The organism is Rhizobacter sp. SG703 (genome assembly GCF_012275445.1).
In the GTDB taxonomy this organism is placed as follows: domain Bacteria; phylum Pseudomonadota; class Gammaproteobacteria; order Burkholderiales; family Burkholderiaceae_C; genus Rhizobacter.
This window is the reverse complement of the sequence record NZ_JAAZQK010000004.1, coordinates 454,449-475,653: the sequence shown is the minus strand read 5'-3', so window position 1 is coordinate 475,653 and position 21,205 is coordinate 454,449. Positions and strand designations below refer to the sequence as shown.

General features: G+C 70.8%; 19 protein-coding genes. 9 read left to right on the top strand and 10 right to left on the bottom strand.

The window, feature by feature from the left end:
• Positions 1 to 53: 53 nt before the first annotated feature.
• Both FHT26_RS30480 and FHT26_RS10385 read right to left on the bottom strand, forming a co-directional pair.
• Entirely contained in the window at positions 54 to 1,022 is a 969-nt protein-coding gene (locus FHT26_RS30480) for a methyl-accepting chemotaxis protein (protein WP_168560043.1), read from the bottom strand.
• A 188-nt stretch (positions 1,023 to 1,210) separates the two neighbouring features.
• Positions 1,211 to 1,456: a hypothetical protein gene (locus tag FHT26_RS10385; protein WP_168560042.1), complete on the bottom strand. Its 246-nt coding sequence runs from the start codon at positions 1,454 to 1,456 to the stop codon at positions 1,211 to 1,213.
• Positions 1,457 to 1,652: 196 nt separating this feature from the next.
• Here FHT26_RS10385 and FHT26_RS10380 point away from each other — a divergent pair, with 196 nt between their 5' ends.
• Positions 1,653 to 2,345, top strand: coding sequence for a response regulator transcription factor (locus FHT26_RS10380; RefSeq protein ID WP_168560041.1), 693 nt, complete (start codon positions 1,653 to 1,655; stop codon positions 2,343 to 2,345).
• A gap of 15 nt (positions 2,346 to 2,360) precedes the next feature.
• Here the strand turns inward: FHT26_RS10380 and FHT26_RS10375 are convergent, their stop codons facing one another.
• From FHT26_RS10375 to FHT26_RS29840, 4 genes are all read right to left on the bottom strand, one after another.
• Entirely contained in the window at positions 2,361 to 3,809 is a 1,449-nt protein-coding gene (locus tag FHT26_RS10375; protein WP_168560040.1) for a sensor histidine kinase, read from the bottom strand.
• A gap of 73 nt (positions 3,810 to 3,882) precedes the next feature.
• Positions 3,883 to 4,167, bottom strand: a complete 285-nt coding sequence (locus tag FHT26_RS10370; protein ID WP_168560039.1) for a helix-turn-helix domain-containing protein — start codon at positions 4,165 to 4,167, stop codon at positions 3,883 to 3,885.
• A gap of 92 nt (positions 4,168 to 4,259) precedes the next feature.
• A complete protein-coding gene (locus FHT26_RS10365; RefSeq protein WP_168560038.1) occupies positions 4,260 to 4,904 on the bottom strand; it encodes a phosphoribosyltransferase in 645 nt (214 codons plus the stop codon).
• Positions 4,905 to 4,944: 40 nt separating this feature from the next.
• Positions 4,945 to 6,054 carry a glycoside hydrolase family 16 protein gene (locus tag FHT26_RS29840; protein ID WP_246867814.1) on the bottom strand — a complete coding sequence of 370 codons (1,110 nt, stop codon included), beginning with the start codon at positions 6,052 to 6,054 and terminating at the stop codon, positions 4,945 to 4,947.
• A gap of 141 nt (positions 6,055 to 6,195) precedes the next feature.
• On the opposite strand from FHT26_RS29840, the gene FHT26_RS10350 reads away from it, so the two are divergent.
• The 3 genes from FHT26_RS10350 (at position 6,196) to pssA (ending at position 10,921) form a co-directional block, all read left to right on the top strand.
• On the top strand, positions 6,196 to 7,284 hold the full coding sequence (locus tag FHT26_RS10350) for a LacI family DNA-binding transcriptional regulator (protein WP_246867813.1): 1,089 nt from the start codon (positions 6,196 to 6,198) through the stop codon (positions 7,282 to 7,284).
• Positions 7,285 to 7,449: 165 nt separating this feature from the next.
• Positions 7,450 to 10,245: an AbfB domain-containing protein gene (locus tag FHT26_RS10345; RefSeq protein WP_168560037.1), complete on the top strand. Its 2,796-nt coding sequence runs from the start codon at positions 7,450 to 7,452 to the stop codon at positions 10,243 to 10,245.
• Positions 10,246 to 10,306: 61 nt separating this feature from the next.
• Positions 10,307 to 10,921, top strand: coding sequence for a CDP-diacylglycerol--serine O-phosphatidyltransferase (pssA, locus tag FHT26_RS10340; protein WP_168560036.1), 615 nt, complete (start codon positions 10,307 to 10,309; stop codon positions 10,919 to 10,921).
• Here the strand turns inward: pssA and FHT26_RS10335 are convergent.
• Positions 10,902 to 11,891, bottom strand: a complete 990-nt coding sequence (locus FHT26_RS10335) for a LysR family transcriptional regulator (protein ID WP_168560035.1) — start codon at positions 11,889 to 11,891, stop codon at positions 10,902 to 10,904. The genes pssA and FHT26_RS10335 overlap by 20 nt on opposite strands.
• A 123-nt stretch (positions 11,892 to 12,014) precedes the next feature.
• Between FHT26_RS10335 and FHT26_RS10330 the strand changes: the two genes are divergently transcribed.
• Both FHT26_RS10330 and FHT26_RS10325 read left to right on the top strand, forming a co-directional pair.
• Positions 12,015 to 12,872 carry an oxidoreductase gene (locus tag FHT26_RS10330; protein ID WP_168560034.1) on the top strand — a complete coding sequence of 286 codons (858 nt, stop codon included), beginning with the start codon at positions 12,015 to 12,017 and terminating at the stop codon, positions 12,870 to 12,872.
• 65 nt (positions 12,873 to 12,937) lie between these two features.
• On the top strand, positions 12,938 to 13,855 hold the full coding sequence (locus tag FHT26_RS10325; protein ID WP_246867812.1) for a ketopantoate reductase family protein: 918 nt from the start codon (positions 12,938 to 12,940) through the stop codon (positions 13,853 to 13,855).
• On the opposite strand, the gene FHT26_RS10320 is transcribed toward FHT26_RS10325, so the two are convergent.
• On the bottom strand, positions 13,827 to 14,300 hold the full coding sequence (locus FHT26_RS10320; RefSeq protein WP_168560032.1) for a nucleotide triphosphate diphosphatase NUDT15: 474 nt from the start codon (positions 14,298 to 14,300) through the stop codon (positions 13,827 to 13,829). The two genes, FHT26_RS10325 and FHT26_RS10320, sit on opposite strands and share 29 nt — an antisense overlap.
• A gap of 158 nt (positions 14,301 to 14,458) precedes the next feature.
• On the opposite strand from FHT26_RS10320, the gene FHT26_RS10315 reads away from it, so the two are divergent.
• Positions 14,459 to 14,827 carry a hypothetical protein gene (locus tag FHT26_RS10315; RefSeq protein ID WP_168560031.1) on the top strand — a complete coding sequence of 123 codons (369 nt, stop codon included), beginning with the start codon at positions 14,459 to 14,461 and terminating at the stop codon, positions 14,825 to 14,827.
• Here FHT26_RS10315 and FHT26_RS10310 read toward each other — a convergent pair whose 3' ends face one another.
• Positions 14,828 to 15,136, bottom strand: coding sequence for a hypothetical protein (locus tag FHT26_RS10310; RefSeq protein ID WP_168560030.1), 309 nt, complete (start codon positions 15,134 to 15,136; stop codon positions 14,828 to 14,830).
• A 231-nt stretch (positions 15,137 to 15,367) separates the two neighbouring features.
• On the opposite strand from FHT26_RS10310, the gene FHT26_RS10305 reads away from it, so the two are divergent.
• Positions 15,368 to 17,584, top strand: a complete 2,217-nt coding sequence (locus FHT26_RS10305) for a TonB-dependent receptor (RefSeq protein ID WP_168560029.1) — start codon at positions 15,368 to 15,370, stop codon at positions 17,582 to 17,584.
• A 2-nt stretch (positions 17,585 to 17,586) separates the two neighbouring features.
• Complete coding sequence (locus FHT26_RS10300; RefSeq protein WP_210427318.1) at positions 17,587 to 18,750, top strand: PepSY-associated TM helix domain-containing protein; 1,164 nt, start codon at positions 17,587 to 17,589, stop codon at positions 18,748 to 18,750.
• 255 nt (positions 18,751 to 19,005) lie between these two features.
• Here the strand turns inward: FHT26_RS10300 and FHT26_RS10295 are convergent, their stop codons facing one another.
• Positions 19,006 to 21,126 (bottom strand): RICIN domain-containing protein, encoded by a 2,121-nt coding sequence (locus FHT26_RS10295; protein WP_168560028.1) that lies wholly within the window; start codon positions 21,124 to 21,126, stop codon positions 19,006 to 19,008.
• Positions 21,127 to 21,205 lie beyond the last annotated feature (79 nt).

Here is a 21,205-nt window from a genome sequence, read left to right as displayed (position 1 = left end):
AGCGCCCGTGGCGGAAGTCTGCGGCGTGCGCGACGCCGCAGACTTGATCGGGATCAAGCCTTCGGCAGGCCGGCCAGCCGGTCGAGGTCCTTGAACTTCCAGTCGTCCGGCGATTCGCGGCGCAGCACCTTGTCCTGGCACCAGGCGCTGCCGAGGTCCAGCTCCATCGGCTCGATCAGCTTGTCGATGCGGCCGGCGTTCGAGACGACGGCCTGCATGATCTCGCCGGCACGGCCGACGACCGCCGAGCCGCCGTGCACCTGCTCGATGCTCGCGCCGATCAGCGACTGGATCTCGCGCGCCGCGGTGGCCGAACGGCCGGCCAGCGCCCGCACCTCGGAGGCGACCACCGCGAAGCCGCGGCCGTGTTCGCCGGCCCGGGCCGCCTCGACCGCCGCATTCAGCGCGAGGATGTTGGTCTGGAACGCGATGCCGTCGATCACGCCGATGATCTCGCCGATGCGGCCGGACGAACTGCGGATGTCGTCCATCGTGCGCACCACCTCGGTGATCGCCTGGCCGCTGCGCTCGGCCGCGCCGGCGTTGTCGTGCACGCTCGCGCTCGCCTGCGCCACGGTGTCGGCCGACTGCGTCACCGAGGCGGAGATCTGCGCCATGCTGGCCGAGGTCTGCTGCAGGTTCGCCGCAGCTTCCTCGGTGCGCTGCGACAGGTCCATCGAGGCGGACGCGATCTCGCCGCTGGCGGTCTGCACGTTCTCGGCGGTCTCGATCACGACGCTGACGATGCGGCGCAGGCTGGTCTGCATCTCGCCCAGCGTGGTCATCAGTTGCGCGGCCTCGTCGGTGCCCCAGGGTCGCGGCGCCGTCGTCAGGTTGCCCCGCGTGATCTCCTTCAGGTGGCCCGACACCTCCTGCAGGCCGCCCATCATCACCTTGTAGGACGCGAACAGCAGGTAGCCGGCGAGCGCGATGAAGAAGAGGGCGACGCCGAATTGCCCGTACAACGTCGCCTGGGTGCCCGCGATGCGCGTGCGCAGCTGCGCCTCGAGCCGATCGAGCACCTTCTGCTCCAGCGCGAACTGCTTGTCGAGCGCGGCGGTGGCGGCGTCGCCGAGGACCGCGGGGTCGGGGTCGAGCGAGCCGCTGGCTCAGCTCGCGCGTGCGCAGCACCAGCGCCGCGATGCCGCGCAACTGCGCGGTGTTCTCGGCCTGCATCGGCAGGCGGAACACCGCCAGGTGTGCTGGGCAGTCAATGCCTTGAAGGCATCGCGCACCCGGTCCGCATCATCAGCGCGTAGCGGCGCGCCTGGGCCGCGCGCATCAGCTCGATCGCCGGGCGCACGTACGCCACCCCTTGCAACTCGGCACGTGCCACCTCGATCTGGGCGGTCTCGGCCGACCGCAGGTAGTACAGCACCAGCACCAGCGGCACCACGAAGGCGAAGGCCACCCACAGGGCCTTGGCGCGAAAGCCGATCGCGCGGAACAGGCGCACGCCCGGCGCCAGCCACCGTGGTAGCGGAAGAATTCCGCGAAGCCCGAATTCAGGCGCGTGTTGTTCAAGGGCGGGGGCGTCCGTCGGGGCATGTTCTCTTGATCATTTATGAGCTCAAGAATCATGAACTTTTTCACTGAGCGGCAGCTGATGCGATGCGTTACCCTTTTGGCGTCCCAGCCCGTTCACCCGGCCCATGCTTCCCAAGACGCTAGCCCTCGTCGACGACGACGCCGAGTTCTCCGAATTTCTGTCGCAGTACCTTCGCGAACGCGGCGTGGCCGTGCAGGTCTATGGCAATGGCGGCGACCTGCTGGTCGACCCCCAGGCCTATGACTTCGAGTTCTACGTCCTCGACCTGATGCTGCCGGGCGTCGAAGGGCTGGAACTGCTGCGCATCCTGCGTCGGCGCACCAACGCCGGGGTGCTGGTGGTGTCGGGCCGGCTGGCGCCGGACGTGTTCGAGTCGGTGGTCAACGCCGGTGCCGACATGTACCTGGCCAAGCCGGTGCGTTTCGAGCAGGTCGCGCTGGCAGTGAAGGCCGTGCAGCGGCGGGCGGTGACGGCGCGCGAGCAGGTCAGCAGCTGGCAGCTCGATCGCCGCACCAGCGAGCTGGTGGCGCCCGACGGCGCGCGCATAGCGCTCAGCGAGACCGACCTGGCGGTGATGGAATGTTTTGCGCAGGCGCAGGGCGGCAGCGTCACCCGCGAGGCGTTGCGCGAGCGGCTCGGCCACGGCAGCGGCGAGCAGCCCGACAACGTGCTGCATGCCACGATCTACCGGTTGCGTCGGCGCATCGAGCGGGCGACGCCGATGGTGGTCCCGTTGCAGTCGCAGTCGCGCGTGGGCTACGTGTTCCGCGCGACGTTGTCGGTGGTCCGGCACTGAAGCGCGGCCGCGACCTCACTCGTCGAAGCTCTGCGGGATCACCAGCGCGATCGCGAGGCCGCCGGCCGCCGGATGCTGCAGGCGCACCTCGCCGCCATGCAGCGCCATCACGCGGTGCACGATGTACAGGCCCAGCCCGTGGCCGTGGCGCTGGCCGGGCGCCGTGCCGCGTGCGCCGCGGGTGAAGAGCCGCGGCCGCAGTTCGTCGGGGATGCCCGCGCCGCGGTCGACCACCTCGACGACCAGGGCCAGCGGCTCGTCCGAATCGGCGATGCGCACCGTCACCGGCGTGTTTGCCGGTGCGTAGGCGAGCGCATTGGCGATCAGGTTGCGCAGGGCCAGGCGGATCAGGCCGGCGTGCATCGACGCGGTGCGGGTGCCGGTCGCGCGCTCGATGCGCAGGCGCGGACGCTCCGCCGGCTCGACGTCGGCCAACGCCAGCTGCACCAGCGTGTCGATGTCGATGTCCTGGCGCGCGAGCGGCGTCGCGTCGTTGAGGAGCACCGCGTCGGCCAGCGTGTTGTCCAGCGCGGTCGTGATCTGCGACAGCACCGTGCTGGCGCGCTGCAGGCGGTCGGCGGCGGAGCGGCGATCGCGCTGCTCGTCGGCGACGGCTTCGGCCGCGCTCTGCAGCGCCGCGGAGGCATTGTTCAGGGGCTGCCGCACCTCGTGCGCCAGCATCGCGAGCATCTCCTCGCGCTGCGCCAGCAGCCGCCCGCGGTCCTCGTGTGCTGCCGCCTGCTCCTGCAGGCGCAGTTCGGTCTGCATGCGGCGCTCGTGCTCGCGGGCCAGTTCGGCCTCGCGCGTGAGCTCCTGGCGCCGCGCCGACTCGAGTGCGATGCCGATGTAGCCCATGTTGCCGTACAGCGATGCGATCACGCTGGACACCAACGCGAGGATCAGGTCGACGTGGCCGGCGAATGCGCGCGCCGATTCCCACCGGCTCGCGACCGCCACCAGCCGCACCGCCAGCGCTGCGGCGAACATGGCGTCGGTCCATGCCAGCATCGCAGCACTTCGCGAGCCGTTGCGCCGGTGCAGCGTCCATGCAAGCCAGGCCAGCCAGGCCGCACCGCCCAGGTTCGCCAGCAGCGACACCGCGAGCGGGCGCGCTTGCAGTTCGCCCAGCGTCAGCACAGCGAGGTAGGCCGTCGACGCGACCAGCCAGGGCAGTGCGAGCCGCGGCAGGTTCGGGCGGCTGTCGCCCAGTTCGCGCAGCAGCGCGGCGGCGCGCAGCGGGTAGGAGGCGAACACCAGCAAGGTGCCGAGGCCGAAGGCCACCCGGGCATCGAAGGATTCGCGCAGGCCGAGCAGGATGAAGCCGAAGCCGTACAGCAAGCTGCCGCTGCACCAGGTCGCCACCGAGCGACGGTCGTGCCGGCGGTGCAGGATCGTCCAGGTCGTGGCGGGCAACGCGACAAACAGGAGGCCGGCCAGGATGAAGGAGGTGCGTGCGTCGATCATCGGAGGGTGGGCCGCGGCAGCCCGGGGCGTGTGCGACGGCCTCCCCGACGATGCGAGTCATCCGACCGATCAGTCAGTCTTCGCCGCTGCCCGCGTTGGCGTCGACGCTGCGTTGGCGTTCTGCCCGCGCATCGTCCGGCGTGGAGACACGATGGCGCGGCGAGAAGCTCAACTCATGCTCCAGCGCGCCGAGCAGGCGAAGCAGCTTGTCCGCTCCGAATTCGGTGACGCCGCCGGTCTCGAAGCGTGCGAGCGTCGACGGGCCGATGCCGCTCAGTTCGGCCAAGGCTTTTTGCGTCAGTCCTCGGGCTTGCCGGAGGCGGGCGATTTCTCGGCCCAGTGATGGCAGGTTGTCCATAGGCGGTATTGGCTGTGCGACCGGGTCGCGCTTCAGGGGGAGGCCGTGAAATCAGCAGAGAAGATACGTCATGGACGGCCCGAATGCGAGAGTCATTTCGTGGCGGCGAGCAAGCGCCGCACTTCGTCGTCGCTCGTCTGCGCAAAATCCTCGTACCAGCAGCCCACTGCGCGGAACGGCTCGGGCGTGGTTGCGCAGACGAGCTCGTCGGCCTCGCGCCGCAGGCCTGCGCAGGTGCTGCGGGCGCCGGTCGGCACCGCGATGACGAGGCGCGCCGGCGCCATCGCGCGCAGGGCCCGGGCCGCGACCCGCATCGTCGCGCCGGTGGCGATGCCGTCGTCGACCAGCAGCACGGTGCGCCGTGCGATCTCCAGCGCGGGGCGCGCACCGCGGTAGAGCCGCTCGCGCCGCGCCAGTTCGAGCGCCTGCGCCTGCGCGACCGCGTCGACCTGCGCCGCGCCGATGCCCAGCAGGCGCACGACGCCGTCGTTCATCACGCGCAGGCCGCCGCTCGCGACGGCGCCCATCGCGAGCTCCTCGTGGTCCGGCACGCCGAGCTTGCGCACGATGAACACATCGAGCGGCAGGCCGAGCGCCTGGGCCACCGCATGGCCCACCGGCACGCCGCCGCGCGGCAGTGCCAGCACCAGCGTGTCCGGCCGGCCGCGGTAGGCCGACAGGCGCCGGGCAAGCACCTGCCCCGCATCGCGGCGATCGTGGAACAACGGCTCCTGCATCGACGACTCCTTCGTCAGCAGGGTCCACTGTGCCGCGGCATCACTTCTTCTGCCAGACCTTCACGTAGTCGACCTCCATGCTGACCGGGAAGATCGTGTCGTCGACCGAGCCGCCCATGTCGCCGCCGATCGCCAGGTTCAACAGCAGGTACTGCGGCTTGTCGAACGGCCAGCTGGCGTTGCCCTGGTGCTTGTTGGCGTAGGTGTGGAACGGCTTGTTGTCGACGCCGATGACCAGGCTCTCGGGCGTCCAGGTCAGCTGGTAGTTGTGGAAGGCGCTGCAGGCGTCGTTGATCCGCGTCTCGCCGCCGTCGCCGAAGGTGCCGGCCGTCGAGGTGGTGTGGATCGTGCCTTCGATCGCGGTCGGGTTCTTGCCGACCTGTTCCATGATGTCGATCTCGCCGCCGGCCGGCCAGTCGCCGGTGGTGCCCAGCATCCAGATCGCCGGCCAGGTGCCGCGCCCGCACGGCAGCTTGGCGCGGATCTCGAAGAAGCCGTAGGTCCAGCTGGCCTTGCCGTTGGTGATCAGGCGGGCCGAGCTGTAGTCCTGGCCGCCGTAGTCCTTCGCGCTGGTCAGGCGCTCCTTGCGCGCGGTGATGACCAGCTTGCCGTCGCTGATCTTCGAGTTCTCGGCCCGCGCGACCGCGTAGTACTGCAGCTCGTTGTTGTACCAGCCGGTCGCGTTGGCTTCGGTGTCGTACACCCACTTGCCTGCGTCCGGCAGCGTGCCGGTGTCGAACTCGTCGGACCAGACCAGCGTGTAGCCGGCAGGGGCGTTGCTCGGTGCGGGGGCGGGTGCCGGTGCCGGTGCTGGTGCCGGGACTGGCGCGGGAGCGGGCGCCGGTGCGGGGGCAGGCGACGGAGCCGGCGCGGGCGCCGGTGCCGGGGATGGTGCAGGCGCCGGTGCCGGGGCGGGCGACGGAGCGGGCGCAGGAGCAGGCGCGGGTGCGGGTGATGGAGCCGGTGCGGGCGCCGGTGCGGGTGCAGGCGACGGTGCTGGCGCGGGTGCCGGGGCGGGCGAAGGCGCCGAGCTGACCGGCGGCGGCGCTGCCGTGTCGTCGTTGCCGCCGCAGGCGGCCAGCGCGAGCACGCCGGCGCACAGGGCTGCCAGGCGGGCCATCGAATGAAGTCGGGTGCTGTTCAGGGTCATGTTCTTCCTCCGGCGCGCAGCATGCCTCGTGCCGCGCCTTCCACCCGCAAGCCCGGCGTGACGATCGCTACATGTTGTAGCCGCTCCCGTACCATAGGAGCGCCGAGCCCGCCGCCTATTAGTAATCCACCTGCCGTCGACATGCCCGCCAAAGCGCCGCCCACCGAGCTCGCCCGCCGCGTCACGATGACCGATGTCGCGACGCAGGCCGCGGTGTCGCAGTCGACCGTCTCGCTGGTGCTCAACGGCATGACCGGCACCAAGCTGTCCGACGAGACCCGCGCCCGGGTGCTGCGCGTGGCCGCCGAGCTCGGCTACCGGCTGCCGGACCGGCGCGGCGCCGCCGCCGCCCCGGGGCGCCGCGGCCGCACCCGCGCGGCCGCCGGGTCGACACCGCTGATCCTCTACCTGGTCGACGAGGTCTCCACCAGCCCGCACCCGGTGCTGTCGATCGACGGCGCGAAGGACGAGGCCTGGAACCAGGGCGCGCTGGTCGCGGTGTTCGCGACGCGCTCGAATGCCGGCATCGAGGCCGCCGTGCTGTCGACGATGCTGGCCAACCCGGCGCTGATCGGCGTCGTCTACTCGACGATCTTCACGCGCCAGGTCAGCGTGCCGCCGCAGCTCGGGCGCGTGCCGACGGTGCTGCTGAACTGCAGCGAAGCCGAGCCCGCAGCGGGCGGCGAGCCGCGCTTCTCGTCGGTCGAGCCGTCCGAGGTGCTGGGCGGCTTCGTCGCCACCGAATGCCTGCTCGACGCCGGCCACCGCCGCATCGCGTTCATCAACGGCGAGCCGTGGATGGACGCCGCGCGCGACCGGCTGAAGGGCTACCGCCGCGCGCTCGCCAGCGCCGACATCGCCTACGACGCGGCGCTGGTGCGCGAGGGCGACTGGCATGTCGCGTCGGGCCACGACCACACGCTCGCGCTGATGAAGCGGCCGAAGCCGCCGACCGCGTTCTTCTGCGCCAACGACCTGATGGCCGTCGGCTGCCTCGAGGCGCTGCGCCAGCTCGGCAAGCAGGTGCCGCACGACGTGGCGGTGATCGGCTACGACGACCAGGAGATCGCGCGCCACACCAGTCCGCCATTGACCACGCTGGTGCTGCCCAACTACGAGATGGGGCGGCTGGCGGTCGAGATGCTGCTGGCGCAGGTCGCCGCGCCGGACGGCCGGCGCCGGCGCGTCAAGGTCGACGGGCGGCTGGTGCCGCGCCAGACGGTCGGCTGAAGTCCCCCCTCCTCACACGGCCTTACACCTGCGCGGTTGACGCGCTGAACCCGCCGTGCGCCTAATATTAATCAAATATTAGCGATGGCCGCGCACGGACGCGAGCCGTCCGTCATCGGGCTGGTGCCGCAAACATCCCGTTCCGAGGCGACAGAAGGAGACACGATGAAGACCACCCACCGGCGATGGCTGGCGAGCCTGCTCGTCCCGTTGCTCACCGCGGGTTGCGGCGGCGGCAGCGATTCCGCCGCCGAACCGCTGCAGCAGGCGAGCCCCTCCCACGAATCCGCGCAGGCCGTCAGCGCGCGCCTGACCACGCCGTGGACCGCGGCGGCGCAGCAGGCCGCGGTGCCGCTGCCCGAGTACCCGCGCCCGCAGCTGACGCGTGCCGACTGGCTGAACCTGAACGGCACCTGGAGCTACAACGGCGGCAGCGCCGCGCCGAACGCCGACAGCCCGCCGGCCACCGCGCCCGCCTTTCCGGCCAACCCGGAGCAGATCAAGGTGCCGTACCCGGTGGAGTCCTTCCTGTCCGGCATCCAGCGCATGAACGACCGCAACCTCTGGTACAAGCGCACGTTCACCGTTCCGGCCGGCTGGAGCGGCAAGCGCGTGAAGCTCAACTTCGGCGCGGTCGACCGCAAGGCCACCGTCTACGTGAACGGCCAGCAGGTCGGCCAGCACAGCGGCGGCTACGACGCGTTCAGCTTCGACATCACGCCGTACCTGCGCAGCGGCAGCAACGACCTGGTCGTCGGCGCGTTCGACCCGACCACCGGCGACGACATGCTGGGCAAGCAGACGCTGAACCCCGGCGGCATCTTCTACACGCCGAGCTCCGGCATCTGGCAGACGGTGTGGCTGGAACCGGTCGCGACGCCGCACATCACGCGCCTCGACATGACGCCCGACCTTCCGAACAGCCGCCTGCGCATCATCGTGCGCGGAAGCGGGCTGGCCGGCCAGGCGATCGAAGCCGTCGCGTCGAGCGGCGGCGCGCAGGTGGGCGTGGCCGCCGGCAGCGCCGACGTCGAGTTCAGCGTGCCGGTGCCGAACGCGCACCTGTGGTCGCCCGACGATCCGTTCCTGTACGACCTGAAGCTGCGCGTGCGCAGCAACGGCGTGGTGGTCGACGAGGTCGGCAGCTACTTCGGCATGCGCTCGATCGCCGTCGGCACCGTCGACGGCGTGCCGCGCCCGCTGCTGAACGGCAGGTTCGTGTTCCAGTACGGCCCGCTCGACCAGGGTTTCTGGCCCGACGGCCTGTACACCGCGCCGACCGACGACGCGCTGAAGTCCGACCTGCAGGCCATCAAGGACCTGGGCCTGAACATGGTGCGCAAGCACATCAAGGTGGAGCCGCAACGCTGGTTCTACTGGGCCGACAAGCTGGGCCTGCTGGTGTGGCAGGACATGCCGCATGCGTGGGACGCCGAATCGAGTGCCGCGGTGCGCGCCAAGGTCGAGGCCGAAGACCGCGAGATCGTCGACGAGCACCGTTCGTCGCCGGCCGTCGTCACCTGGGTCATCTTCAACGAGAGCTGGGGCGACTTCGACATGGTCCGCATGGCCAACCAGTTCAAGGCCTGGGACCCGAGCCGGCTGACCGACACCCACTCGGGCATCAACTTCGCGCCGGGCGACCAGGGCACCGGCGACCTGATCGACAACCACGACTACCCGGGCCCGAGCGCGCCAGCCTGGCAGCCGAACCGGATCTCGGTGCTCGGCGAGTTCGGCGGCAACGGGCTGCGCGTGGACGGCCACATGTGGAACCCGGCGTCCACTTGCTGTTACACGCTCTATCCCGATGCGGCCACGCTGACCAATGTCTACCTGGAGCAGGTGAACGGCCTGCGCGAGCTGGCGGTGTCGCGCGGCCTGAGCGCGGCGGTCTACACCGAGATCAGCGACGTCGAGGACGAGCTGAACGGTTTCCTGACCTACGACCGGCAGGTGCGCAAGATGGACTTCGCGCGGCTGAAGACGGCGCACCAGGCGCTGATCGGCGGCGAGCCCTACCTGCGGCGCGGCACGTCGTATTCGTTCCGCACCGTGACGCCGGGCGTGACCAACCGCTACCTGCGGCATGCCGACAGCCTGGGCGTGACCGAAGTGGTCGATGCCAACAGCAGCGAGCTGCTGAAGAAGGACACGTCGTGGAAGGTCGTCAACGGGCTGGCGGACAGCAGTTGCCTGTCGTTCGAATCGGTCAACCAGCCGGGGCAGTTCCTGCGCCACCAGAACTTCCGGCTGCGCATCGACCCGAGCGACGGCAGCGCGCTGTTCCAGGCCGACGCCACCTTCTGCCCGCGCAAGGCGCTGGATGGCGGCACGGGGCTGTCGCTGGAGTCGAAGAACCTGCCCGGCCACTATGTGCGGCATGCCAATGCGCAGGTGTGGCTGAACCCGCTGCAGGACACCGCCGGCTACCGCGCCGATGCATCGTGGGCGCCGGCCACCGGCTGGTGGCGCAGCAGCGTGCTGATCGGCGCGAACACGCTGCATTCGCTGCGCGTGCTGACGCCGGGCTATGACAACCGCTACCTGCGGCACCAGAACGCGCTGGCCTACACCGAGGTCGTCACCGCGGCGAGCGATGCCACGCTGAAAGCCGACGCCAGCTGGCGCATGGTGCCGGGGCTGGCGGATGCGAGCTGCTACTCGTTCGAGTCGCGCAACTTCCCCGGCGAGTACCTGCGGCACAGCAACTCGCGCGTGCGCCGCGATCCGCTGCAGGACAGTGCGCTGTACAGGGCGGACGCGACCTTCTGCGCGCAGGGAACCGCCGACGGCAGTGCCGGCACGCGCTTCGCGGCATCGAACTACCCGAACCGCTACCTGCGCCACTACGCGGCCGAGGTGTGGATCGCCGACGGGCAGGGCGGCAGCAGCTGGAACACCTCGGGCAGCTTCGATGCGGACACCAAATGGGCGGTGGAGAACGCCTGGGCGCCTTGATGCGGCAGGGGCGGGCAGTCAACTAAACTGCCCGCCCTGACCGACGATGGAGCGCCAGCGCATGAAGCCGAAGCCGTTTTCGATGATCCGCGAGTTCCACCTGGCCGACTGGTTCACGCTCGGCAACGCGGTGTCGGGCACCGGGGCGCTGTTCTCGATGATGTCCTACCTCGCGAGCGCGAACCCGGTGCACATCCATTTCGCCTGCGCGCTGGTGATCGCCGCGCTGGTGTTCGACATCCTCGACGGCCGCGTCGCCCGCTGGCGGCAGAAGGCATCGGCGCTCGGCCGCGAGCTCGATTCGCTGGCCGACGTGATCTCGTTCGGCGTCGCGCCGGCGATCATTGCCTACGGTTGCGGCATGCGCGGGCTGTACGACCGCATCGTGCTGGCCTACTTCGTGGCCTGCGGCGTGTCGCGTCTCGCGCGCTACAACGTCACCGCGGTGGCGATGTCGGACGAGAGCGGCAAGGTCACGCATTTCGAAGGCACGCCGATCCCGACCTCGATCGTGCTGGTGCTGATGCTCGGCGCGGCCGCCTGGTTCGGTGCGCTCGGCCCGGACCTGTGGTTCGGCGAGGTGATGATCGGCGCCCACTACTTCCACCCGCTGGTGCTGCTGTTCGGGCTCTCCGGGTCGCTGATGATCAGCCGGATCAAGATTCCGAAGCCGTGAGGCGTCGCGAGGGCCGGCGCGCGCGTCGGGTGCGCGGCGGCTCCAGCTCATGCGCCTCCAGGAAGAACGCCGCGTTCCCCGCGACCCGTTCCACCACCAGGTCGATGAAGGCGCGCACGCGGGCCGGTTGCGCGATGCGGCTGCCGTAGTAGAGGTACAGGTTCAGGTGTTCGGCGACGTGCTCGGTGAGCACCGGCACCAGCTCGCCGCTGCGCACCCGCGCCGCCGCCGTCACGCCCACCAGCTGCCCGATCGCGTGGCCCGACAGCACGGCATCGGCTTCCAGCTCGACGTCGTTGGTGCAGAACACCGGCGCGACGTGGCGCGACACGATCTCGGAGCCGACGCGGAATTCCCACGGCATCACCTTGCCGGTGGCCGGGTGCCGGAAGCCGCTGCAGCGGTGCTGCGCGAGATCGTCGATGCTGCGCGGCGTGCCGTGGCGTGCCAGGTAGGCCGGCGTCGCGCACACCACCAGCTGCAGCGGGAGCAGCCGGCGCGAGATCACGCCGTCGGCTGGCGGCGTGCCGGCGCGGAAGCCGACGTCCACCCGGTCTTCCACCCAGTTGCCCAGCCGGTCGTCGAGCTGCACGTCGGGCTCGATGTCGGGATGGCGGCTGCAGAACTCGTCGAGCACCGGCCACAGCACCGGCAGCATCAGCGAACGCGTCGCGACGATGCGCAGCGGGCCGGCGATCTCTTCGCGGTCGCGCCGCGCGCCGTGCAGCGCACGCTGCAGCGTCGCCAGCCCCGGCTGCGCCGCCTCGAGGAAGCGGCTGCCTTCCTCGGTCAGGCTGAGCCGCCGCGTCGTGCGGTGGAAGAGCCGCACGCCCAGGTGCGCCTCCAGCTGCGCAAGCGACTGGCTGGCCGCCTGCGGCGTGATCGCCTGCGCGATGGCGGCCCGGCGCAGGCTGCCCAGTTCGGCAGCCCGGATGAAGGTGGCGATCGCCCGGAGTTCGTTGAAGGCCATGGTGGGATTGTCACGATCGGCTTGCGAATGTCGCCAGCGATTGTGGGCTAGTTCGATCGCAATCGGCTGCCTAAAGTGGCGTCACCAACTCACCGAACACCACCACTTCGCAAGGACATCGCCATGACCACCTCCCCCAGCTTCAAGCGCGTCTGGTTCATCACCGGGGCCGCCCGCGGCATCGGCGCGCGCATCGTCGACGCGGCACTCGCCCAGGGCGATGCGGTCGTCGCCACCTCGCGCGACGCCAGCACGCTCGAACAGCGCTTCGGCGCGCAGCCCGGCCTGCTGGCGCTCGCGCTCGACGTGACCTCCGAGGCGCAATCGGCCACCGCCGCCGCGGCCGCGCTGGCACGCTTCGGCCGCATCGACGTGCTGGTCAACAACGCCGGCTTCGGGCTGCTCGGTGCGGTCGAAGAGGCCACCGCCGACGAGGTGCGCCGGCTGTACGAGACCAACGTCTTCGGGCTGCTGAACGTCACGCGGGCGGTGCTGCCGGCGATGCGCGCGCGCCGCAGCGGCCATGTGATCAACCTGTCGTCGGTCGGCGGCTACCGCTCGGGCGCGGGCTTCGGCGTCTACTGCTCGACCAAGTTCGCGGTCGAGGGGCTGACCGAGGCGCTGCATGCCGAACTGGCGCCGCTGGGCATCCATGCGACGGTCGTCGAGCCGGGCTACTTCCGCACCGAGTTCCTGGAGCAGTCGTCGCTGGTGGTGTCGCCGCGCATCGTCGACGACTACGCGCCGACGGCCGGCCAGGTGCGCGAGGCCGCGAAGCGCATCAGCCTGAACCAGCCGGGCGATCCGCAGCGCCTCGCGCAGGCGATGCTCGCGTTGGTCGAATCGGCGACGCCGCCGCTGCGCCTGCCGCTGGGCACCGACACGCTGCAGGCGATCCGCGACAAGAACGCGTTCGTCGAGCGGGAGACGGCGGCGTGGGAGCGGCTGTCGGCGTCGACCGATTTTCCGAAGGGCGCCTGACCGACTGTCGGCAAGGGGCGATGCATCTGTCGGACACTGCGGCCTTCGCCACTCCGAAGCGCCCCATGGAACGCACTGCCCCCACCCCCTGGACCGTCGCCGTGATGGGCGCCGGCGCCGTCGGCTGCTACTTCGGCGGCATGCTGGCGCGCGCCGGCCACCATGTGACGCTGATTGCCCGGCCGCAGCACGTGGACGCCATTGCACGCGACGGGCTGCGCATGCAGACGCGCACGTTCGACGAGCGCGTGCGGCTGCAGGCCAGCACCGAGGCGGCGGCGGTGCAGGGCGCGCAGCTGGTGCTGTTCTGCGTGAAGTCCACCGACACCGAAGCCGCCGCCGCGGCGATGCGCCCGCACCTGTCGCCCGGCGCGCTGGTGTTGACGCTGCAGAACGGCGTCGACAACGACGAGCGCGTGCGCAGCGTGCTGTCGAACGAGGTGGCGGCCAGCGTGGTCTACGTCGCCACCGAGATGGCCGGGCCGGGGCACCTGCTGCACCACGGCCGTGGCGAGCTGGTGATTGCGCCGAACAGCGTCGCGGCGAGTCTTGCCGAGATGCTTGCTGCGGCCGGCGTGCCGGCGACGATCTCCGACAACGTGCGCGGCGCGCTGTGGGCCAAGCTGATCCTGAACTGCGCCTACAACGCGATCTCGGCGATCGGCCGCGTGCCCTACGGCCGTTTCGTCGACCACCCGGGCGTGCCGCAGGTGATGCGCGACGTGATCGCCGAATGCCGGGCGGTCGCGCAGGCCGAGGGCGTGCAGGTGCCGGGCGACATCGAGGCCACGGTGTTCGGGCTGGCCGCGACGATGCCGGGCCAGTTCTCGTCGACAGCGCAAGACGTGATGCGCGGCAAGCCGAGCGAGATCGACCACTTGAACGGGCTGGTCGTGCGACGCGGCGAGCGGCACGGCGTGCCGACGCCGGTCAACCGCGTGCTGCACACGCTGGTCACGCTGATCGAGGCGAATCCGCGCTGATGCCGTGCGGGCCCGTGCCGGCCTCGGGGTCGAAGCCGGTGGCCCGCAACGACGCGAGCGGCGCGAACAGCGGCTGCGGCAGCGCCGACCAGTCGAACCACTGCCAGCCGTCGCACTTGTCCGGCTCGAGCGTCGCCGGCTCGCCATGCGTGTGCCGCGCCAGCACGAAGACCGTCACGTAGTGTTGCCTGACCTCGTCGAACACATCGCTGGTGCACGGGCCGCGCTCGCCGGCACCGAGCGCCAGCCCGGTTTCTTCCAGCAGCTCGCGGCGCGCGCAGTCTTCGATCGACTCGCCGTATTCCAGCCGCCCGCCGGGTGCCGACCAGGTGCCCGCGCCGTGGGCGCCGCGCCGGCGTCCGAGCAGGATCCTGCCGCCGCGCAGCACCAGGATGCCGACGCCGACGCGCGGCGGCGGGGGAGGGGATGTCGTGGTGTCGGTCATTGTCGCGCGATTCTCCCTTCTTGACGCCCGGGTCACCCGGTGCCGGGCGCTGCGGCCGGTCAGCTTCGGCAAACCGTGCACCGGATCGCACGCTGCGCCGTCCGCGCACCGGACGGCGCGCAGCATGGGAACCACAGGCCCTTCCAGAAAGATCCGCCATGAGCATCACCGTCAGCGCCGCACCGTCCCCGCTTGCCTCGTACCGGTCGATCGGACCGATGCCGTTGCAGCCCGGTCAGTCCGCCTTCCAGGCGGCTTCGATCGGCGCCTTGCGCCGGCCGGCCGGCGATCCCGCCATCGAGGCGCCCGGCGCGAAGCCGGCCGAGCCCGGCGTCGATCACACGACGCGCAGCCCGGAACTCGTCGAGATGTTCGACTTCATGCTGCAGCAGCACATGCAGCAGCAATGCCAGAAGTCGCCGCTCGACGAGCACAAGTCCGAGGGCATCGCCGTCGAACTCGTGCAGGACAAGGTCAGCGAGCAGCGCAACTACGCGAGCCACCCGCACCTGATGCTGGCGGTCTGATCAGTCGCTGATCAGCCTGGTGCCGTAGAACGACAGCGTTTCGTTGAAGCGCATGCACGACTTGGCAGTGACCGTCGGCGCCATCTCCTGGTCGTAGCGGTCCTTGAAGCGCACGAACAGGCCGAGCGCGACGTCCCTGGCCTGCGCCGGCGTCACGCTGCCGGACGACGCGGCATGCTGCTCGATGCGCGCCATCGAGCTCACCAGCAGGTCGGCATGGGCCTTCTCCCAGCGCCGCTGCGCCGCCATCGACGGGTAGCCGAGCTTGTCGCACTGCTCCGCGCCCTTCATCGCGAACGCGAAGTGCATTCAGGTTGCTGGCGGCGTCCTTCTCGGTCATCGCCGTCGCGGCGTCGGCCGCCAGTTGCAGGGCCGCGGCGATCGCCACGCTGCACAAGGGATTCAGCTTCATCGGTGGACCTCCCGGTCGGCAAAGTTGCGCGGCGATGGTAGCGCTGTCAGGTGAGCGCCACGCAGGGGCGGGCGGAACGGGTTCCACTAGAATGCGAACAATTCGTATTTGCTGACACTGAGATCCCCATGAACCGTTGTACGCCGATTGCCTTCGCCGCCGCGCTGGCCTGCCTGATGCCTGCCGTGCAGGCCCAGACCGCGCCCACAGCGCCCGAGGCGGCGGCCAGCGCGCCGGTGACGACGCTGCCCACCGTGAACATCAGCGCGAGCGCCGACGCGTCGGCCGCCGGGCTGACCCGGCCCTATGCCGGCGGCCAGGTGGCGCGCGGCGGGCGTGCCGGCATCCTCGGCACGCGCGACAACATGGAGACGCCGGTCAGCATCACCAGCTACACCAACGACCTGATCCAGGACCGCCAGGCGCGCAGCGTCGGCGAGGTGCTGCAGAACGACAGCGGCGTGCGCATCGCGCGCGGCTTCGGCAATTTCCAGGAGGCCTATTTCCTGCGCGGCTTCCTGCTGAGCTCGGACAACGTCGCCTACAACGGCCTCTACAGCCTGCTGCCGCGCCAGTACATCGCCACCGAACTGTTCGAGCGCGTCGAGGTGCTGCGCGGGGCGTCGGCCTTCCTGAGCGGCGCGAACCCGGGCGGCGACGGCATCGGCGGCTCGATCAACCTGCTGCCCAAGCGCGCCGCCAACCAGCCGCTGACCCGCGTGACGGCCGGCGTCAGCGGCCGGCAGGGCACGCTGTCGGCCGACATCTCGCGCCGCTTCGGTCCGGACAACGCCACCGGCCTGCGCGTCAACGCGATCTACCGCGACGGCGAGACCGCGATCGACGACGAGAAGGCCGAGCTCGGCGTGCTGTCGGTCGGGCTCGACTGGCACAGCCGCGACGTGCGCGTGTCGGGCGACATCGGCTACCATGACAACCGGCTGAAGGCGCCGCGCCCGAGCGTGTCGCTGGCCGGCCTCGCGTCGCTGCCGTCGGCGCCCGATGGCACGAGCAATTTCGCGCAGCCCTGGTCGTACTCCAACGAGCGCGACCTGTTCGGCACGCTGCGCGCCGAATGGGACCTGGGCGACAGCGTGACCGCGTGGCTCGCCTACGGCCTGCGCCGCAGCGACGAATCGAACTCGCTGGCCAACCCGACCGTCAGCGCGCTCGACGGCACGGCCAGCGCCTACCGCTTCGACAACGCCCGCGAAGATCATGTCGACACCGGCGAGCTCGGCCTGCGCGGCAAGCTGCGCACCGGACCGGTCGGCCACGAATGGGTGGCGTCCTATTCGGCGTTCCGCCTCGACAGCCGCAACGCCTACCGCTTCGACTACCTGAACCCGTTCGCGACCAACCTCTATGCCCCGGTCAGCCATCCCGAGCCGGCCTTCAGCGCCGGCGCCGGCTTCGGCGGCACGCTGGGTTCGCCGATCACCACCGGCCTGACGAACCTGCGCAGCATCGCGCTCGGCGACACCGTGTCGCTGCTCGACGACCGGCTGCTGGTCACGGTCGGCGCGCGCCACCAGACGATCGACACCAACAGCTACGACTACAACACCGGTGTCGAGAACGCGTCGTACGTCCGCTCGCGCCTGAGCCCGATGCTGGGTGTCGTCGCGAAGGCCGGACCGGGGCTGTCGTTCTACGGCAACTACGTCGAAGGCCTGTCGAAGGGCGACACCGCGCCGAGCTTCGACCCCGACCCCTCGCAGCTGCCGCTGAACGCCGGCCAGTCGCTGGACCCGTACGTGTCCAGGCAGAAGGAGATCGGCGTGAAGTTCGACGGCGGCCGCCTCGGCGGCAGCCTGGCGCTGTTCTCGACCACCAAGCCGCGCTCGCTGACGAATACGGCGCGCGTCTTCACCTCCGAAGGAGAAGACCGCCACCGGGGTGCCGAGCTGAACGTGTTCGGCGAGGCCGCTCCGGGCGTCAAGCTGCTGGGCGGCCTGACCTGGCTCGATGCGAAGCAGCGGTCCACCGGCAACGCCGCCACCGACGGCAAGCGCACGCTCGGCGTGCCGCGCGTGCAGGCCAACCTGGGCAGCGAGTTCAACGTGCCGGGCGTCGACGGCCTGGCGCTCGATGGCCGCGTCGTCTACACCGGGTCGAGCTACGCCGATTCGGCCAACACGCTGGAACTGCCATCGTGGACGCGCCTCGACCTCGGCGCGCGCTGGATCGTCGACCTGCAGCAGCGGCTCGTCACGCTGCGGCTGCGCGTCGACAACGTGACCGGCAAGGACTACTGGGCCTCGGCCGGCGGCTACCCGAACAGCGGCTACCTGGTCGTCGGTGCCCCGCGCACCGTCTCGCTCAGCGCCAGCGTCGACTTCTGAGCATGCTGAGCGCCAACGCCCTGAAGACCTGGTCGTGGTGGCACAAGTGGAGCAGCCTGGTCTGCACCGCGTTCATGCTGCTGCTGTGCCTGACCGGCCTGCCGCTGATCTTCCACCACGAGATCGACCACCTGACCGGCGGCGAGATCGAGGCGCCGGAGATGGCCGTCGACGCGCCGCGCGCCAGCCTCGACACCGTGCTGGCCTCGGCGCGCGCGCTCTACCCCGAGCGCATCGTGCAGTTCGCGTCGCAGCCGGAAGACGACGACCGCCTGTGGCACGTCACGCTGACGCCGACGCCCGCGCCGACGCAGGACTTCAAGTCGATCGCGGTCGACGCGCGCACCGGCCAGGTGCTCGGCGAGGTCCCGGTCAACACCGGCTTCATGAGCGTGATGCTGCGCCTGCACGTCGACCTGTTCGCCGGGCTGCCCGGCAAGCTGTTCCTCGGCGCGATGGGCCTGCTGCTGCTGGTGGCCATCGTCTCGGGGCTGGTGCTGTACGCGCCGTTCATGCGCAAGCTGCGCTTCGGCGAGGTGCGGCGCGAGCGCTCGAAGCGCGTCAAGTGGCTGGACCTGCACAACCTGCTCGGCATCGTCACCGTGACGTGGGCGCTGGTGGTCGGCGCGACCGGCATGATCAACACCTGGGCCGACCTGCTGATCAAGCTGTGGCAGTACGACGCGCTGACCACGCTGCTCGCGCCCTACCAGGGCCAGCCGCTGGTCGAGGAGGGCGCCCGCGCGCCGACGCAGCGCATGCTCGACGCCGCCCGGGCCAGGGCGCCGCACAGGCGCGTCGGCTTCATCGCGTTCCCCGGCACCGGCTTCTCGAGCCCGCACCACCACACCTTCTTCATGCGCGGCAACGAGCCGCTGACGGCACGCCTGCTGCAGCCGGTGATGGTCGACGCGCAGACGGCGCAGGTCACCGCGTCGCCGCCGGTGCCGTGGTACATCGCGACGCTGCTGCTGTCGCAGCCGCTGCACTTCGGCGACTACGGCGGTTGGCCGCTGAAGGTCGTCTGGGCGCTGCTCGACCTCATCACGATCGTCGTGCTCGGCAGCGGGCTGTACCTCTGGGTCAAGCGCAGGCAGCCGAGGTCGCTGCTCGACGAGGCCGGCGTGCGGCTCGCCGGGCCGTCGCAGGACTTGCCGCAAACCTGACCGCAGGGCGCCCGGTTCGCGACCGGCGGCGGCGGCGCGCCCGGCTCGGTCACCGGATCCGCCGGGTGCGGCGACGGCGGGTCGTCGATCTCGGGCAGCGACGGCGGCCCGCCGGGCGGCGGCGGTGGCGTGGCCGGCGGTTCCGGCACGGTGTGCATCAGCAGCGGTGGGACGGACGTCATGGCGGGCCTGCGTGCGGTGGCGACGCAGGCCCCTCGGCAATCGGCATTCCCAGGCCGATCGGTCCCCGGGTGCTCAGGGCAGCGTGAACAGGTTCAGGTTCACCGAGTTCGCGATCGCCGCATTCCCCGCGGTGTTCGGGTGCAGGTGGTCGCCGGTGTCGTTCGCAGGCAGCATGCGCGCCGGGTTGGCCGGGTCGCGGGTCGCGAGGTCCTGGTCGATCACGCCGTCGCAGCCGCTCGCGCTGCCCTTGACGAAGTTGTTGTAGGCCTGCCGCGTGGTCTCCTGCGACGGCGTCCAGACGCTGTCGCTGTAGGGCGTCAGCGTCGAGCACAGGAATTTCACCTGGTGCGCATGGGCCTTCGCGATCATCCGCTGCAGCGGGCCGAGCAGCTGCTCCAGCGTCGGCTGCGGGTTGCCGCGCAGGTCGTTGATCGGGTCGTCCGAATAGATCACCCACTTCACGCCGGCCTGGCCGAGCACGTCGCGGTCGAAGCGGTTCTCGGCGCTCGGGCCGGCGCCGTCGCGCAGGCTGCTGTTGCCGCTGATGCCCTGGTTCAGCACCCCGACGCCGATGCCGGCCGCGTTCAGGCGGTTCGCCAGCACGTTCGGCCAGCGCTGGTTGGCGTCGAAGTTCGTGCCGACGCCGTCGGTGATCGACGCGCCGAGCGTCGCCACGCTGCCGCGCAGGCTGCCGTTCGACACGTCGAGGTTGGTCAGCAGCCGGTAGCTGCCGCTGGTCGCGCTCGGGGCGATCGTCGCGTTGCCGCTCACGTTGCCGGCCGCCACGTAGTTCGTCTGCAGCCCGGTCTGGTGCTCGGTCGTCACCGTGGTCGCATTCGGCAGGTAGAAGCTGATCGCGACGTCGGACAGCGCGGCGACGTTGAAGTCGACCGGGTCGCTGACCGCCTCGCCGCCGGCCGGGATCGCGACCGTGGCCTGCCCGCCGAAGCCGACCGCGCGGTCGCTGGCCGCGACGACCGCCGAGCCGCTCGCGCGCTGCGCGATGTGCACGTTGGCCACCGTGATCGGCTGGCTGCCGAACACGTTGGACAGGTGCACGCGCGCGGCCGCGCCGCCGACGCTGGTGTGCACGATCTGCCGCAGCGTCTGCTGGTTGAAGCTGGTGTTGCCGCCCTGCGGCGAGGCGCCCCAGGTGCCGACCCAGGTGCCGGTCGGCGGCGGCGTGTCGCCGGCCGGCAGCGGGGTCCAGCGCTGGTTCGCGGCGCCGAGGCAGTCCCACTGGTGGATGCGCGCGCCGGGCAGCGTGCTGACACCGCTCACGTCGACGCAGCGGCCGCTGTGGCGGGCCGCGATGCGCAGCGCGCCGGCGTCGTCGGACACGACGAAGCGCTGGTTCGCGCCGCCGCCATAGGCCCATTGCTGGATCAGCGCGCCGTTGTCGAGCGAGATGTCGCTGACGTCCAGCCCCTTGCCGCTGTTGACGTTGACGAAGCTGTAGGTGCCTTCGGCCGCCGGCTGCACCTCGAACTGCTGCCGGTCGGCGGCACTGCAGGCGGCCTGGGCCGTCTTCGCACCGTTGTCGAGCGAGCCGTTCTCGACGTCGATGCACAGCCCGGAATGCACCGCCTTCAGCGCATAGCGGCCGATCGCGAGCACGCCGCGGCCGGTGGTGGACACCGGGTACAGCAGGAACTGCTGTGCACCGCTGGCGCTGCAGCCGGCCTGGCGCAGGCCGGCGCCGTCGTTCAGCGAGCCGCCGTCGATCGCGACGCACTTGCCGCTGCCGGCGTTCACCAGCGCGAAGCGGTTGCCCTGGCTGCGCTGCAGAACGAAGCGCTGCGCGCTGGTGTCGTTGCTGGTCCACTGGTGGATCGGCGCGCCGTCGGCGGTCGCGCTCGCGGCCAGGTCCATCACGCGGCCGGTGCCCACCGCGACCAGCTTGTAGCTGCCGCCGGCCTGCACCGTCAGGTCGAAGGCCTGCGTGACGGTGCTGCTGCAGGCGGTCTGCACGAAGGCGCCGCCGTCGCTGCCGGGCGGCACCGCATCGACGCATTTCGCGCTCTGCAGGTTCTTCAGCGCGTAGCGGCCGGCCGGAACGGCAGGCACCGCCAGTGCGGCCGCCTGTTCGTGGGACGCGGCGGCGTCGGCGCCCGCGGAAGGCGCTTCGCCGCCGCCGCAGGCGGCCAGCAGCAGCGGCAAGCAGGCGAGCGCGGCCCGGTTCAGCGTGTTCATCGGCGTCCCCTCGTGTCGTGGTGTGAGGGCCGCACTCTATGGAAACGTTTCCACTTCAGGCAAGCACACGACTCGATAC

What these genes read in the sequence shown, in the direction of transcription:
- FHT26_RS10380 (WP_168560041.1), top strand. Translation starts at nt 1,653, where the DNA reads ATGCTTCCCAAGACGCTAGCCCTCGTCGACGACGACGCCGAGTTCTCC.
- FHT26_RS10375 (WP_168560040.1), bottom strand. Translation starts at nt 3,809, where the DNA reads ATGATCGACGCACGCACCTCCTTCATCCTGGCCGGCCTCCTGTTTGTC.
- FHT26_RS10370 (WP_168560039.1), bottom strand. Translation starts at nt 4,167, where the DNA reads ATGGACAACCTGCCATCACTGGGCCGAGAAATCGCCCGCCTCCGGCAA.
- FHT26_RS10365 (WP_168560038.1), bottom strand. Translation starts at nt 4,904, where the DNA reads ATGCAGGAGCCGTTGTTCCACGATCGCCGCGATGCGGGGCAGGTGCTT.
- FHT26_RS29840 (WP_246867814.1), bottom strand. Translation starts at nt 6,054, where the DNA reads ATGACCCTGAACAGCACCCGACTTCATTCGATGGCCCGCCTGGCAGCC.
- FHT26_RS10350 (WP_246867813.1), top strand. Translation starts at nt 6,196, where the DNA reads ATGCCCGCCAAAGCGCCGCCCACCGAGCTCGCCCGCCGCGTCACGATG.
- FHT26_RS10345 (WP_168560037.1), top strand. Translation starts at nt 7,450, where the DNA reads ATGAAGACCACCCACCGGCGATGGCTGGCGAGCCTGCTCGTCCCGTTG.
- pssA (WP_168560036.1), top strand. Translation starts at nt 10,307, where the DNA reads ATGAAGCCGAAGCCGTTTTCGATGATCCGCGAGTTCCACCTGGCCGAC.
- FHT26_RS10335 (WP_168560035.1), bottom strand. Translation starts at nt 11,891, where the DNA reads ATGGCCTTCAACGAACTCCGGGCGATCGCCACCTTCATCCGGGCTGCC.
- FHT26_RS10330 (WP_168560034.1), top strand. Translation starts at nt 12,015, where the DNA reads ATGACCACCTCCCCCAGCTTCAAGCGCGTCTGGTTCATCACCGGGGCC.
- FHT26_RS10325 (WP_246867812.1), top strand. Translation starts at nt 12,938, where the DNA reads ATGGAACGCACTGCCCCCACCCCCTGGACCGTCGCCGTGATGGGCGCC.
- FHT26_RS10320 (WP_168560032.1), bottom strand. Translation starts at nt 14,300, where the DNA reads ATGACCGACACCACGACATCCCCTCCCCCGCCGCCGCGCGTCGGCGTC.
- FHT26_RS10315 (WP_168560031.1), top strand. Translation starts at nt 14,459, where the DNA reads ATGAGCATCACCGTCAGCGCCGCACCGTCCCCGCTTGCCTCGTACCGG.
- FHT26_RS10310 (WP_168560030.1), bottom strand. Translation starts at nt 15,136, where the DNA reads ATGCACTTCGCGTTCGCGATGAAGGGCGCGGAGCAGTGCGACAAGCTC.
- FHT26_RS10305 (WP_168560029.1), top strand. Translation starts at nt 15,368, where the DNA reads ATGAACCGTTGTACGCCGATTGCCTTCGCCGCCGCGCTGGCCTGCCTG.
- FHT26_RS10300 (WP_210427318.1), top strand. Translation starts at nt 17,587, where the DNA reads ATGCTGAGCGCCAACGCCCTGAAGACCTGGTCGTGGTGGCACAAGTGG.
- FHT26_RS10295 (WP_168560028.1), bottom strand. Translation starts at nt 21,126, where the DNA reads ATGAACACGCTGAACCGGGCCGCGCTCGCCTGCTTGCCGCTGCTGCTG.